Below are 13272 nucleotides of genomic sequence, written 5' to 3' on the forward strand. Positions count from 1 at the left end.
AGAATGTTTTGAATTGATAAAATAATCGATATGCAGTAAACAGCAATAAGGTTTGTTAAAAATCCAATAGGGTCTTTAACAAACCTTATTGTGTATTAGGCTCTTTAGTAGTTATCTATTGGAGTTGTAAAAATTTTTATTTTATTTTCAATAGCGAATTATATTTTCTTTTGAAGAATATTTAGATGTTGTTATGGTGTCTTAAATTGATCTTAAATATGTTTATTTATTTAATTTTGTCTTTTATGCATAATATATTGGCTATTGTGAAGAAATTATTTATCAAAATAGTCTCTAAGTTTGCAACGCAAAATTTTTATAGATACAAAAGTGATACTTATTACCAGAATGGTAAAGCGGATTTTAACAATTGGGTTGTTATCATGTGCTATTTCAGAGTCAAAGGCTTCTGATACTTTAAGAACTTCTTTGGATGACATCATCAGTAAAGCATTACTGAATTCCAAACAAATAGAGCAGTCTCATCTGCAAATTGGAGAACGGAATCTAGCTGTCAAACAGCAACAAATGGAATTACTTCCTGAGATTTCATTAAGAGGGTCGGCAAGTTATGCAACCAATATGCCGATCTACGATCAAGGTATTTTTAATAAACCTAGCCAGCATGATGTTATCCATTATTTATACGATACAGGAGTTGATTTTTATTTAAATCTGTATAATGGGCATAAAGATTTAATGAAAATCGAATCTCGAAAATTGGAACAGGTGCTTGCTTCAATTGAATGGTCCAATGATAAGGCGCTTATCAAATTAGAGGTGTGTAATCTATTCTTGGAGTTAGAAAGATCTTATATGGATAAAGCCCTTATTGAATCGGATATCATAGATCAAAAGGCGCAAATAAAGGAAATTAACGACCTGTATCATTCAGGAGTTGTACTACACAGTGACGTGCTGCGTATGGAACTGGAACTTTCCAAACGTGAGATGCTGCTGATTCAGATTGTTCATGACATTCAAGCTCTGAATCAGAAATTAAAATTCATTATTGATGTTGACGCTGAGATTATTCCGATTCCTCACGATTTTAAGCGTACGGTCGAAAGTTACGATGATGCCTGGTCTTATGCCAAGCATCACGCTTTCAGCCTTCAAAAATCGGAAGAAGAAGTGAGATTAAAACAACTTGCCATTAAACAATCTCAAGCAAATTACCTTCCTGAATTGTCTCTGACTGGAAATTTTACTTTTGCTAACCCCCAGATATTTCTATATCCCTATAACGATAGTTGGTATCATCTCGGAATTGTTGGTCTTAAATTAAAAATTCCAGTTTCATCCATTTATCGCAATAAACAATTAGTACGAGAGGCAAAAATTTCTTTGGAGCGAGAGCAAGTGAGACATCATTTGGAAGAGGAAAAGATGCAAAATCAACTGTTACAAGCACACTTGGATTACAAATTAGCCTGTGTACAGCGGGACGTATGTATGAAAAATGTAGGCCTCGCTACAGAAAATGCACGTATTATAAAAAACAGGTACTTTAAGTCATCGGCTTTGGTAACTGATTTGCTAGATGCAGATATGGAGCATCTCAAAACCTTATTTGAGCTAGAAACAGCTAAAATAGCCATACAAAAGCACTATTATTTTATTGAATTTTTAAAAGGTACTATTTAAATGAAACCTAAATCTCGTTGGTTTTTAACCGATGCTAATTTGACAACTGTTACGAATTGGCTCGCTGTATTTGTTTTATGTGCACTACTATTTTGGGCAGGAAGTACATTATGGATGAGACTGCACTATGTCTATACCAATGATGCGCAAATAACGCGATATATAAATCCCATTATATCTAGAGTAGGAGGCTATGTCGTTTCAGTAGATTATCACGATCATCAAATGGTAAAGCGTGGTGATACCTTGTTGATTATCGACAACCGTGAATATAAATATGAGGCAGATCAAGCGAATGCTTCGGTCTACAAAGAACATGCAGAAATGAATGTGCTGAGTAGTCAAAAACAAATTTTGATCGAAGAGCACGAAGCGTTGAAAAAATCTATTGCAGCCAACGAAGCCCGTGTCAAAAAACAGCAGTTAGAGTTTGATCGCTATCAATATCTATATGAAGAGAGATCGGCTACTGCTCAGCAGCTGGAAGAAGTGAAAGCTACTTTGGATATCTATAGAAGTGAATTAGCAGCCTTAGAACATAAATTGGAAGCATCACAAGAGCGTGTACACGATGTCGAAGTGCAGAAAACAGTGGTTACTGCTGAGAAAAACAGATTATCCGCCGCTGCTGGACGAAAACATTTGGATGTTGGATATACAATTGTCCGTGCTCCTTATGACGGTATGATTGGTAAACGGAGTATTGAAGAAGGACAAATGATCAATGCTGGTGAAGTATTGGGATTTATTGTAAATACTGAAACTCCAACTTGGGTAACGGCAAATTTTAAAGAAACACAGTTACGTTATTTACATATTCATGATCAAGTGGAAGTGATCGCTGATGCCTATCCAGGTCGGGTATTTAAGGGTAAAATTATTTCAATATCACCAGCAACCGGATCATCTTTCTCTTTACTGCCACCTGATAATGCTACCGGCAATTTTGTGAAAATCGTGCAGCGGGTTCCGGTACGAATTGAACTGGATAAAAAACAAGATGAACGGGTATTACGATCGGGAATGAATGTCAATGTATCCATTGCTAAACATCAAAATAGTGAAAGCAATATTTAGAGAATGGGTTCCAGAATGGCTTATTAAATTGATCCTATTCAGCTGCTTAATGCCGAGTATGGTCTTATTCTTTTTACCAGGAGCCAATGTGCAGGTTACAGCAGGGTACTACGGTGCCCAACCAAGTGATGTACAATTTTTGATTATTCTTTTTTATGCTGGATTTGTTGGATTTTATATATTAGAAAGACGCTTTTTTATATTTTTCCCTATTAAACGGTATTATATCATCTTCAACTTAGTGCAGATTTTTAATTGTTATTTGATGTATCATATTACCGATATCACATGGGTCTATGGCTTACGTTTTATTCAGGGTATGCTGTTTGCCAGTGCTGTTAATCTATCCATATCGATGATATTTTCTCGCCTACATAGCGAGCGTGCAAAGGAGGTCAGTTATTCTATCTTTTTTGGAATGTTACTCTGTAGTTCTCCTTTTAATAGTTTTGTAACGGCCGAATTTATAGATTCATTTAATTTTGATGAATTATACCTCTATGCCGCTTTGGCATTTTTACCCGGAATGCTGTTGGTGTTGATATCAATGAAGTCCACGCGACACATCAAGCCTTATCCTTTATTTTCATTGGATTGGGTAAGTTTTATCCTATTCAGTGGACCTATTATTGCATTTGGTTACATGATGGTTTACGGTCAAGAGGTGTATTGGTTCTGGGACTGCCATATGCAATTAGCACTGTTTTTAGGAATTGTATTATTGCTTTGCTTTGTCATTCGACAATTGACCTTAAAACGTATGTATATGGATATTTCTATTTTTATGAATCGCCGATTTCTTTTGGGTTTGTTGATTCTATACATGATGTACATCGAACGATTTTCTCTTTCAATTTCCAATCAATATTTTCTGCAGGTACTTAAAGTCGATCCGATCCATCTTTCTTATATGCAGTGGTTTAATATTTTGGGAATTATTATGGGTGTTTTATTTGCTTTGTACTGGATCGTCGCCCATAAATCAGTCAAATGGATTTGGATACTCGGTTACTGCTTATTGCTCGCATTTCATCAGATCATGTTTTTTTCATTTGAAAGTGAAGGCAATGATTATAATTTCTGGATTCCCTTATGTATACACGGAATAGGTGTAGGATTGATCATGGTACCGACGATATTATTTACGATTGCAAGTGTCAAGCCACATCTTGCTGTTTCGGCAGCAGCTATATGTTTGTCTGTACGGTATTTGGGGTATACTAGTAGTATTGGCTTACAAAATTTCTTTAAATTATTTGAAAGCAATCAACATCAACAGATATTTCAGGATTATTTGCAAAGGAGCAATGTTATTTTACAAACTTATTTTGATAAAGAAACTACTAAGCTCATGAAAAATGGTCTTCAATTTCATGAACAGGCGACTGCTGAAAAACTCATAGCGCAGCGCGTCAATAATCAATCATTCGTTCGTTTTGCAATGGATTATTATGAGTTGATGTCCATGATAAGCATCTGCATATTAATGTTGATTTTCTTATCGCCTTCGCTAAAGAACATGTACAAAAAACTAAAACAGAATATGGTATCTCCAGCATAATAAAAACGCATCCATACCAAGGTTGTAGTATGAATGCGTTAACACGTGCTACAAAAAATGGTAAAGGAATATGACATCACCCACATATGCAGGTTTAGCATTGTCCTTGATCAGTAATGATGCTTCGATAATAACTTTGATTACACCTCTTAAATTGATCACCGATTTTACTTTTGCTTGTAACTGAACTTCATTATCAACTAATACGGCTTGACCAAATTTTAAATTTTCAATACCATAGTTAATTTCCATTTTCACATTTTTTACCTCGGCAATCTGTTTCCACAAATAGGGTATCAGTGAAAGTGTCAAATATCCATGTGCAATAGTCGATTTGAAAGGTCCTTCAGATTCTGCTTTTTCTTTATCGACGTGGATCCATTGATGATCCAATGTTGCGTCAGCAAAATTGTTGATTTGTTTCTGATCGATCTTATGCCATTGGGATAATCCCAAGAGTTTACCCTCATAGGATTTATAGTCTTCGTAGTTGTTTATTGTAACCATATATATTTGATATGTTAGTTGAAAGTTGACTAATCTTGTTATTTGAAATAGTTTTTTTGAATTAATATAGCGAATATATAATAAAATTAGATTATCCTTAAATGAAAAATGGTATAAAAATCAAATGTACTTAATCACACACTATTTTTAATTTCACTATATAAGGAAGATTTTCATTTTGCAGATACTCTTACTCTTAAAATATGTTATTTTTATAGCAGAATGATGTTAGGTATTATGCGAGTATATAAAACATATATAAGTTGGATTTTCATGCTATTTGGATTGTTTTTTTTATCATTCATAGATTCAAAAAATATAAAAATGGAATTTTCCACATCACAAGTCATGTATCATGCATTATTCCAAAATAGCGCAGGAACAGAGATCAATCTACGTGACCTAAAAGGGAAGGTAGTGGTGATTAATTATTGGGCAAGATGGTGTGCCCCTTGCTTAGCAGAAATGCCTGCCCTAAATCAATTGTATCTAGAACTAAAAGATAATAAAAATATTATTTTCATGGCAGTAGATATGGATCGAGATGTACATCAAGCGACAAGGTTTATGGAAAAAAGAAAATTCAGTATTCCAGTGTATCAGATTCATTCACAACTTCACGAAGATTTAGATACCAGATCTATACCCACAACGATTATATTGGATAAAAAAGGATTGTTAGTGAATAAACATATCGGTACGATGAATTTTAAATCTCTCAAGTTCAAAGAAGCTTTGATTCAGCTCACTGAGGAATAATTATAAATTTAAAGTTTAGGTATTTCAAAATAGTTGTATTATCATTTTTCAGAGCAAAAATCGTGAATTGTCCTGCAGATTAAAAATAAAATTGCTCCAAATTAATCTGCCTTCAGAAAGAGAAAAATTTCTGAAGGCAGTAATATGGTATTAAGTTAAAATTGTTGAGGTAAGGACCTTGGTTGTTTAAAACCTTTGGAGCTATCAATAATTATTTGGGGAGCTTCGGGTTAATCAAAAAATCATGAAATAATTTGGTGTTTTTAGCCACTAAATATTCATATATTTTTGCGCCATGGCTTAGCCTTTTGACCCCAAGGTCTCCTAATATAGGTGCTTTTGGAAGCTTGTCCGTTAAAAATAAATTGAGCGGTAATGTTGTTGCACTGACGATTTGTTGAATATCCGCTTTAGTTTCTGCTAAAGGAACAAATAAACCATCTGCACCTGCCTGATTATATATTTGTGCTCTTTTTATAGTTTCTTCAAGGGCACTTTGGTGTTTCGTCGTGTACGTATCTGTTCGGGCATTAATGAAAATATTTTTAGTCATGGCTTTAATCGCCGAAATTTTATCTGCTAACAAATTTGATTCCCCAAGTTTACGAGCTGATTTAACAACTTTTCCATCTTCTAGATTAATTCCCACAACACCCAAATCGACTAATTGCTTGACAGATTTGGCTACCTGATCAGGATCATCCGAATAACCCGATTCAAAATCTACAGAAACAGGTACTTTGACTGATTTTACAATTCTTTCCACTATAAAAAGTAAGTCATCTACAGGGATCTGCTCCCCATCTGCATAACCAAGTGAATTGGCTATAGCGTGACTGGAGCTTCCTAATGCTTGAAATCCCGATGATTCTGCAATCTTTGCGCTCTGTGCATCCCACACATTTCCTAATATAAGAATATCATGCTGTTGATGTAGTTTTGTAAATTTCGAATATGACATATCGTTTTATTTTTATTGTAAAACATATAATCCTATCAAATTGTTTGTCAACCAACAGTAAAAGCATGTGCTTACTTTTCAGAAAGCCCAAATATTGCCACATGCTTATTTTTAATGTAAAGGTTCAGCGTCTGTTCAGCAATATCATAATGAAGATCTTTGTTCTCAAGGACTTGATATAGATCTGCTTCAATATTCTGTCCCATACAGGCACGCATGGTGGTGCCTAGGTTTGGAAATGAAATTTTATTACTACTTATCAGAAATGGTCCGAAGAAATTATTACAGCTGGAGTTGCCCGAGATACGACCATTTTCTGCATCAAATAGGAGAAAAGCATGGTATTTGGATACTTCTTTTCCATTTAAGCTAATCAATTTCCATTTGAATTTTGATAAGAAAACAGCTGCGGTAGGTAGAGAGAGCTTGCTTTTACTAGCTGATTTGCTCACGACTTTTACTAAATCATATCGATATACTGAAGCATCTTGTGGTGGGTTTTCTAGCTTTGTACGATTAACGATTATTTTGTATGTGTATCCCTCTTCATACTCCAAACCTTTGATATGATCATAAAAATACTCCCATTTATCATTCGGGTTAAATTTAACCATTAGACATTTCATTTGTCCCGCTCCTTGACAGTCTACTCTTTTGTCATTGATTTCCATAGTGAGCTGTTCCCCTTTCATCAGTGATTTTTGTACTACTTTTACAAGTGAGTAGCGATAATTGGATTTATTGGGTTCAACGTTTGTTAATTTTGTTCTTCTCACACGCAGTTCATAGCTATAATTGGGATCATAGTAAAACGACTCGATATTAGCGTAAAAAGGTTCCCAGTCTGCACTGTTATAGTATTTAACTTGTAGTGCTTGTTCGTTTGGAATGCCACCTTTCATTTTAATAGTAAAATCGTTTGTCTGTGCCCATGATGTTAAACTCACTATAGTGAGGGACAAAAATAAGAGTGCCGAGAATTTGATCATATACTTCATTTGTAAATAGAAAACGGTGTATCCTTAAAAATTATTGTATTTTTAAGGTATGAATCACTTAAGCAAAGTTATTGTTTTTTACTTTTTATTCTTACAATTACAAGTTGGGTATAGTCAAGTTAATGCGCCGCTGTTTAATCCACAAAAGGCATTGGGTGAAATTATCGATAAGCAGTTAAGTGAATTATCAGGTATTATCAGAGCAAATCAATCGTCCTATTTTTGGGTACATAACGATAGCGGTGATGATGCACGTATTTATTTGATCAATAAGAAAGGTAAATTAATGTGCAGTTATCAATTGGAATCTATTGATGTCAAAGACTGTGAAGATATAGCCAGAGTGATGATCAATGGAAAATCATTTTTAATCTTAGCAGATATCGGTGATAATCGAGCCCATCGTAAACATGTGAAGTTGTATATATTTCCCGAGCCTGTTTATGAAGATGGTGATCTTTCAATAGTCATCCCAAAACGTGAAATTCGTACCATCACGTTGCAATATAAAGATGGACCTAGAGATGCTGAAGCCTTATTTGTTGACCCAATAGATCGTCAGCTCTATATCGTTTCAAAAAGAGATTTTCAATCTACGGTTTATAAGTCTAACGTATTTAACGATATTAAAAAGAACTTTAGCATATTGACCCCTGTTCAGAAATTACCATTCACTTTTGTGACATCTGCAGATATTAGTCCTTCAGGAGATGCTGTTTTGATTAAAAATCTGACACAGATTTTCTATTGGAAAAGAAAAAGGAGTGAATCGATTGAAGAAACTTTATCTAAAAAACCTATATCCATTCCTTATGAAGTTGAGCCGCAGGGAGAAGCTATTGCTTTTGGTCTAGAAGGTGAGGGGTTTTACACTGTAAGTGAACGTCCATTTGGATTAAAATCATATCTTTATTTTTTTGAAAAACGATAATATAATGAACAAGTGTATCAAGTCTTGGCTAGTGAGCCTTATTTTCATCTTTATCTGCGGCAATATCCAAGCTGCAACAGTAGATACCCTAAATATCAATAGTAAAAGTATGTCAAAAGCAATAAAAACAGTGATTGTGCTTCCTGACAAATATAATCCAGCAGAACAATATCCCGTATTATACCTGCTGCATGGCTATAGTGGAAGATATGATAATTGGGTAAATAATGCTCCAGAGATCAAAAAACTTGTCGATATCTATAATTACATTGTCGTATGTCCAGATGGAGGATTTGATAGTTGGTACTGGGATATAAAAGGAGATAAAAACTATCAGTACGATACATTTGTCAGTCAAGAACTGATCCTTTATATGGATACACATTATGCGACAAAGAAAGATCGCTCGGGACGTGGGATAACTGGATTAAGTATGGGAGGACATGGTGCGATGACCTTAGCTATCAACCATCAAGCGACATATGGTGCAGCAGGCAGTACTTCTGGCGGATTGGATATTCGCCCTTTTCCTATGAATTGGAATATTAAAAGTAGGATTGGAACATACTCGACTCAACCGATGGAATGGGAAGCAAAATCCGTAATTAATTTGATCCATTTACTTGAGCCAAATCGCTTAGAATTAATCATAGATTGCGGTAAAGAAGATTTCTTTTATAAAGTGAATTTGGCAATACACGATAAATTAGATTATCACAATATAGCACATACATTTATCACACGGTCAGGAGCCCATAACTGGGGTTACTGGTCTAAATCAATCATTTATCAAATGGCATTTTTCCATGAGTTTTTTAATAAAAAAGGGGATTCGAAAAAAAATTAATAAATGATTGGCTATTTTGAATAAATGATATAAATTTGTAATATTGAAATCTTTATTAATTTATTATAAACTTAATGATACAAAGCCTTGCTAACCACAAGGCTTTTTTTATCTTTGGTAAAAATCACTAACTTAATATAATGTCACGATTACTACGACCTATCCTTTTTATCTTTTTCTGTTTCTTCCTTAATTTTTCTCTCACTTTTGCACAAAGTAAATTTCAATATTCCGGATATATTAAGAATGCATCGAATGGGGAGACACTTATAGGTGCGGTTGTGCGAGATCTGAATTCGAGTCAGATTGCAAGAACCAATAATTATGGTTTTTATTCGATTCAGTTGCCGGCGGGTAGCCAATCTATCGCTATATCTTATGTTGGTTTTGATGAGCGCACGTTCGATGTAGTTATCGATCGAGATTGTGTATTAAACGTAGACATGACCCCTGCTGGACGCAAGTTGGAAGAAGTGGTCGTATCTGGTCGAAGAAAGATTGGAAATGTTTCGGGTGTGCAGACCGGATTAGTGAAGTTGGAGATTAAGGATATTAAGAATATTCCTGTTGTTTTTGGCGAGCAAGATGTGTTAAAGACCATTCAACTATTACCCGGCGTTACCAGCGGTGGAGAGGGATCCAGTTCTTTCTATGTTCGTGGTGGCGGTGGCGATCAAAATTTAATATTATTGGATGAGGCTGCTGTTTATAATGCTTCACACCTTTTTGGTTTTTTCTCTACATTTAATTCGGATGCGATCAAGGATGTTAATTTTTATAAAGGTGGTATGCCTGCCCATTTTGGAGGAAAGGTGTCTTCCGTTATGGATATCAATATGATTGATGGTAATAATAAAGAATTTGGTGTAGAAGGGGGGATTGGACTGATCGCTTCGAGGTTAAAAGTAGAAGGGCCTATAGTCAAAGATAAGGGCTCTTTTATGATTAGTGGACGTAGAACATATGCTGATCTATTCTTAAAACTATCAAAGGATGAAGATATCAATAAAAGTAAATTATTTTTCTATGATCTAAACGCTAAGGTAAATTACCGTTTTAATGATAAAAACTCCGTGTTTTTGTCTGGCTATTTCGGGAAAGATGCAATGGCTTACAGTGACTTATTTGATTTCAACTGGGGCAATGCTACTGGAACGGTGCGCTGGAATCATGTGTGGAACAGTAAGCTGTTTAGTAACACCACGTTTATTTATAGTGACTTTAACTATAATGTGAATATCGAAGACAATTCAAATTTTAAGATCACTTCTAAAATTGAAAATATAAATTTAAAACAAGACTTCCAATATTATCCAAATAACGATCACCAGATTAGATTTGGATTACAAGCATCTGCGCAAACCATTCGCCCAGCTAGTCTGTATGGAGGAGAAGGATCAGCCGTTAATACCATTGAGATTGAACCAAGAAAAGGATTAGAGACCGCAGTTTATATATCAGATGAGTGGACACTTTCAGATAAATTTAAAGCACTATATGGTCTAAGGGTGAATAATTACAGTATGTTGGGACCCGGTACCATCTATAGTTTTGATGCCGATGGAAATCAAACGGCTAAGACCCTTTATGATAAAAATGATGTGATTCAAAATTACCTCACTTTGGAACCTCGACTATCGTTAAACTATATGTTCAATGAAAATCAGAGTATTAAAGCCTCATTAAATCGTAATTCTCAAAATTTACATCAATTAACAAATACAACTTCAAGTCTTCCAACGGATCAATTTGTGTTAAGTTCCAATAATATTAAACCACAATTGGCAAATCAGATCTCATTGGGATATTTTCAAAATTTCGATAATGCGAAGTATGAAGCTTCTGTGGAAGCCTATTATAAAGATCTAAAAAATCAGATTGATTTTAAAAATGGTGCTGATTTGCAAGCAAATGAAATGTTGGATGGAGAACTTCTATTTGGTAAGGGTAGAGCTTATGGTATCGAATGGTTTTTGAAGAAAAATAAAGGGAAATTGACAGGTTGGTTAAGTTATACCTTATCAAAAAGTGAGCGTCAATTTGATCAGATCAATGGTGGAGAGTGGTTCAACGCACGACAAGATAAAACCCATAATGTAGCTGTAGTTGCGATGTATAAATTAACAGAGAAATGGACATTAGGATCTACCTTTGTTTACTATACGGGTGATGCTGTTACATTTCCTTCTGGAAAATACCAAGTCGATGGCAAAACGTTATTTTATTACACAGATCGTAACAGTTACCGAATGCCTAACTATCATCGTTTAGATATATCTGCAACCTATGATCCTGGAGCGAAGTTAAATAAGCGATATTCCTCTTCTTGGTCATTTGGGCTTTACAATGCATACAATAGAAAAAATGCATACCTAATTGATTTTAGAGAAAATGAAGATAATCCAAATATTACAGAAGCTTATCGTATTGCACTTTTTGGTGTAATTCCTTCTGTAACCTGGAATTTTAAATTTTAATGATGTAGCCATCATGGAACACTAGAAGTCAGATAATGATTATCCTTAGCTGCCCCATGATCGTTAAATCCCTTATAAAGAATAAAATATTTTGACAAAAATGAAAGTTATTTTTAATTGTATCGCATTATTCATAATGGTCTTTTTGAATTCCTGTGAAGATAAAATTGATCTGAAGTTGGATTCTGTAGCTGATAAATATGTGATCGTCGCAGATTTGCACAACGCAAATCCTTCACAAATGATTGTGATCAGCCGCGCGGTTGATTTTTCTAATAACTCCGCGAGTAATCCCGTGATAGGTGCCGATGTGGTGGTGAAAAATATAACCAGTGGTCGCTCTTATCAGTTTGTTGATCGGAGTAATGGAGACTATGTGATGGATCGTATGACATTAAGAGAAGGTAATACATATGCTTTAACAGTCCAAATGCCAGATGGCAGTTTATTCGAATCGACCTGTACCATGCCAGCCTATGTTCCTGTTGATTCTATCGGTTTAGTTCGTAAAAAGACTTTTGATGAAGAATACATCTATGCTTCACTGAGTTTTTTAGATCCACCAGCAAAAGAGAATTACTATAAGTATAAATTGAAGTTGAATAATGAAGACTTCAAATTCAGTGATGTTTTCAGTGATAAGTTTAATGACGGTCTGTTCGTGGAGCATGAAATCGCCAATGAAGATAATGATATCAAAGAGGGGGATGAGATCCAGATTTTGAGACAGTGTATAGCTAAAGATGTGTACACCTACTGGTCAAATATCAAAGGTCAAAATCCAGGATCTGCGGCGCCTTCAAACCCCATTTCTAATATTTCAAATGGAGCATTAGGGTATTTCAGTGTAAGTAGTGCCCAATATTACGATTTAAAAGTGCTTCAAACCAAGAAATTATAACAGTTCAAAATGATAATTCTTAGAAAGTAAATAAGCGATGGTTTTTGGTAGTGCATATTCTACTCTAGGAATCGCTTTTATGTTATCATGAAAAACAATGATTGAACCATTTTCAGTATGCTTAATCGCATTTTTATAACACTTTTCTGGAGATAACGATAGATCAAAATCGCCAGTGAGGACATCCCACATGATGATTTGATAGTCAGGGTATAGTTTTGCTAACTGTGATTTTTTAGCTCGCCCATAAGGTGGACGGAACAGATTACTCTTCGTTAATTCTTGACATTTTTCAATGTTTTCCAGAAAGTGAGCATCCGTTGTTTGCCAACCTTTTAAATGATTATACGTATGATTTCCGACTTGATGACCTTCTAACAAAATTCTTTCGAATAAATGTGGATTTTTTTTAATATTTTCACCTACGCAAAAAAAAGTAGCTTTGATGTTATATTGTTTTAATGTATCTAAAACAAAAGGAGTTAATTCTGGAATAGGTCCATCATCAAATGTGAGGTAAATTTTGTTTTCTTTCCTTGATTTATTCCAAATTGATTTTGGGTAAAATAATTTAAGAAAGAAGGGTGCTTTTACAAGATACATACT

12 protein-coding genes are annotated in these 13272 nt (G+C 34.6%); 8 read left to right on the forward strand and 4 right to left on the reverse strand.

What is annotated here, in order from left to right; genetic code table 11:
- Positions 1-348: 348 nt before the first annotated feature.
- Genes C8N37_RS02275 through C8N37_RS02285 form a run of 3 tightly spaced genes read left to right on the forward strand, consistent with a single transcriptional unit; the run spans position 349 to position 4285 of the window.
- Positions 349-1647 (forward strand): TolC family protein, encoded by a 1299-nt coding sequence (locus C8N37_RS02275; RefSeq protein WP_108157354.1) that lies wholly within the window; start codon positions 349-351, stop codon positions 1645-1647.
- Complete coding sequence (locus C8N37_RS02280; RefSeq protein WP_108157355.1) at positions 1648-2724, forward strand: HlyD family secretion protein; 1077 nt, start codon at positions 1648-1650, stop codon at positions 2722-2724.
- Positions 2708-4285, forward strand: coding sequence for an MFS transporter (locus tag C8N37_RS02285; protein ID WP_146170982.1), 1578 nt, complete (start codon positions 2708-2710; stop codon positions 4283-4285). The genes C8N37_RS02280 and C8N37_RS02285 overlap by 17 nt, the downstream gene beginning before the upstream one ends.
- 48 nt (positions 4286-4333) lie before the next feature.
- On the opposite strand, the gene C8N37_RS02290 is transcribed toward C8N37_RS02285, so the two are convergent.
- Complete coding sequence (locus tag C8N37_RS02290) at positions 4334-4792, reverse strand: MaoC family dehydratase (protein ID WP_108157357.1); 459 nt, start codon at positions 4790-4792, stop codon at positions 4334-4336.
- Positions 4793-5116: 324 nt separating this feature from the next.
- Between C8N37_RS02290 and C8N37_RS02295 the strand changes: the two genes are divergently transcribed.
- Entirely contained in the window at positions 5117-5551 is a 435-nt protein-coding gene (locus C8N37_RS02295) for a TlpA family protein disulfide reductase (RefSeq protein WP_170114455.1), read from the forward strand.
- Positions 5552-5762: 211 nt separating this feature from the next.
- On the opposite strand, the gene C8N37_RS02300 is transcribed toward C8N37_RS02295, so the two are convergent.
- On the reverse strand, positions 5763-6512 hold the full coding sequence (locus C8N37_RS02300) for an isocitrate lyase/PEP mutase family protein (RefSeq protein ID WP_108157359.1): 750 nt from the start codon (positions 6510-6512) through the stop codon (positions 5763-5765).
- 71 nt (positions 6513-6583) lie between these two features.
- A complete protein-coding gene (locus C8N37_RS02305; protein WP_108157360.1) occupies positions 6584-7510 on the reverse strand; it encodes a DUF4377 domain-containing protein in 927 nt (308 codons plus the stop codon).
- Positions 7511-7559: 49 nt separating this feature from the next.
- Here C8N37_RS02305 and C8N37_RS02310 point away from each other — a divergent pair, with 49 nt between their 5' ends.
- From C8N37_RS02310 to C8N37_RS02325, 4 genes are all read left to right on the forward strand, one after another.
- Positions 7560-8441: a hypothetical protein gene (locus C8N37_RS02310; RefSeq protein WP_108157361.1), complete on the forward strand. Its 882-nt coding sequence runs from the start codon at positions 7560-7562 to the stop codon at positions 8439-8441.
- A gap of 4 nt (positions 8442-8445) precedes the next feature.
- Positions 8446-9288, forward strand: coding sequence for an alpha/beta hydrolase (locus tag C8N37_RS02315; RefSeq protein ID WP_108157362.1), 843 nt, complete (start codon positions 8446-8448; stop codon positions 9286-9288).
- Positions 9289-9428: 140 nt separating this feature from the next.
- Positions 9429-11765: a TonB-dependent receptor gene (locus C8N37_RS02320; RefSeq protein ID WP_108157363.1), complete on the forward strand. Its 2337-nt coding sequence runs from the start codon at positions 9429-9431 to the stop codon at positions 11763-11765.
- 100 nt (positions 11766-11865) lie between these two features.
- Entirely contained in the window at positions 11866-12666 is an 801-nt protein-coding gene (locus C8N37_RS02325) for a DUF4249 domain-containing protein (protein ID WP_108157364.1), read from the forward strand.
- On the opposite strand, the gene C8N37_RS02330 is transcribed toward C8N37_RS02325, so the two are convergent.
- The gene (locus tag C8N37_RS02330) at positions 12661-13269 is read right to left on the reverse strand and encodes a polysaccharide deacetylase family protein (RefSeq protein WP_108157365.1); all 609 of its coding nucleotides are present in this window, start codon (positions 13267-13269) and stop codon (positions 12661-12663) included. The genes C8N37_RS02325 and C8N37_RS02330 overlap by 6 nt on opposite strands.
- Between the last annotated feature and the right edge of the window lie 3 nt (positions 13270-13272).

Source organism: Sphingobacterium faecium, from assembly GCF_003054045.1.
GTDB lineage: Bacteria > Bacteroidota > Bacteroidia > Sphingobacteriales > Sphingobacteriaceae > Sphingobacterium > Sphingobacterium faecium.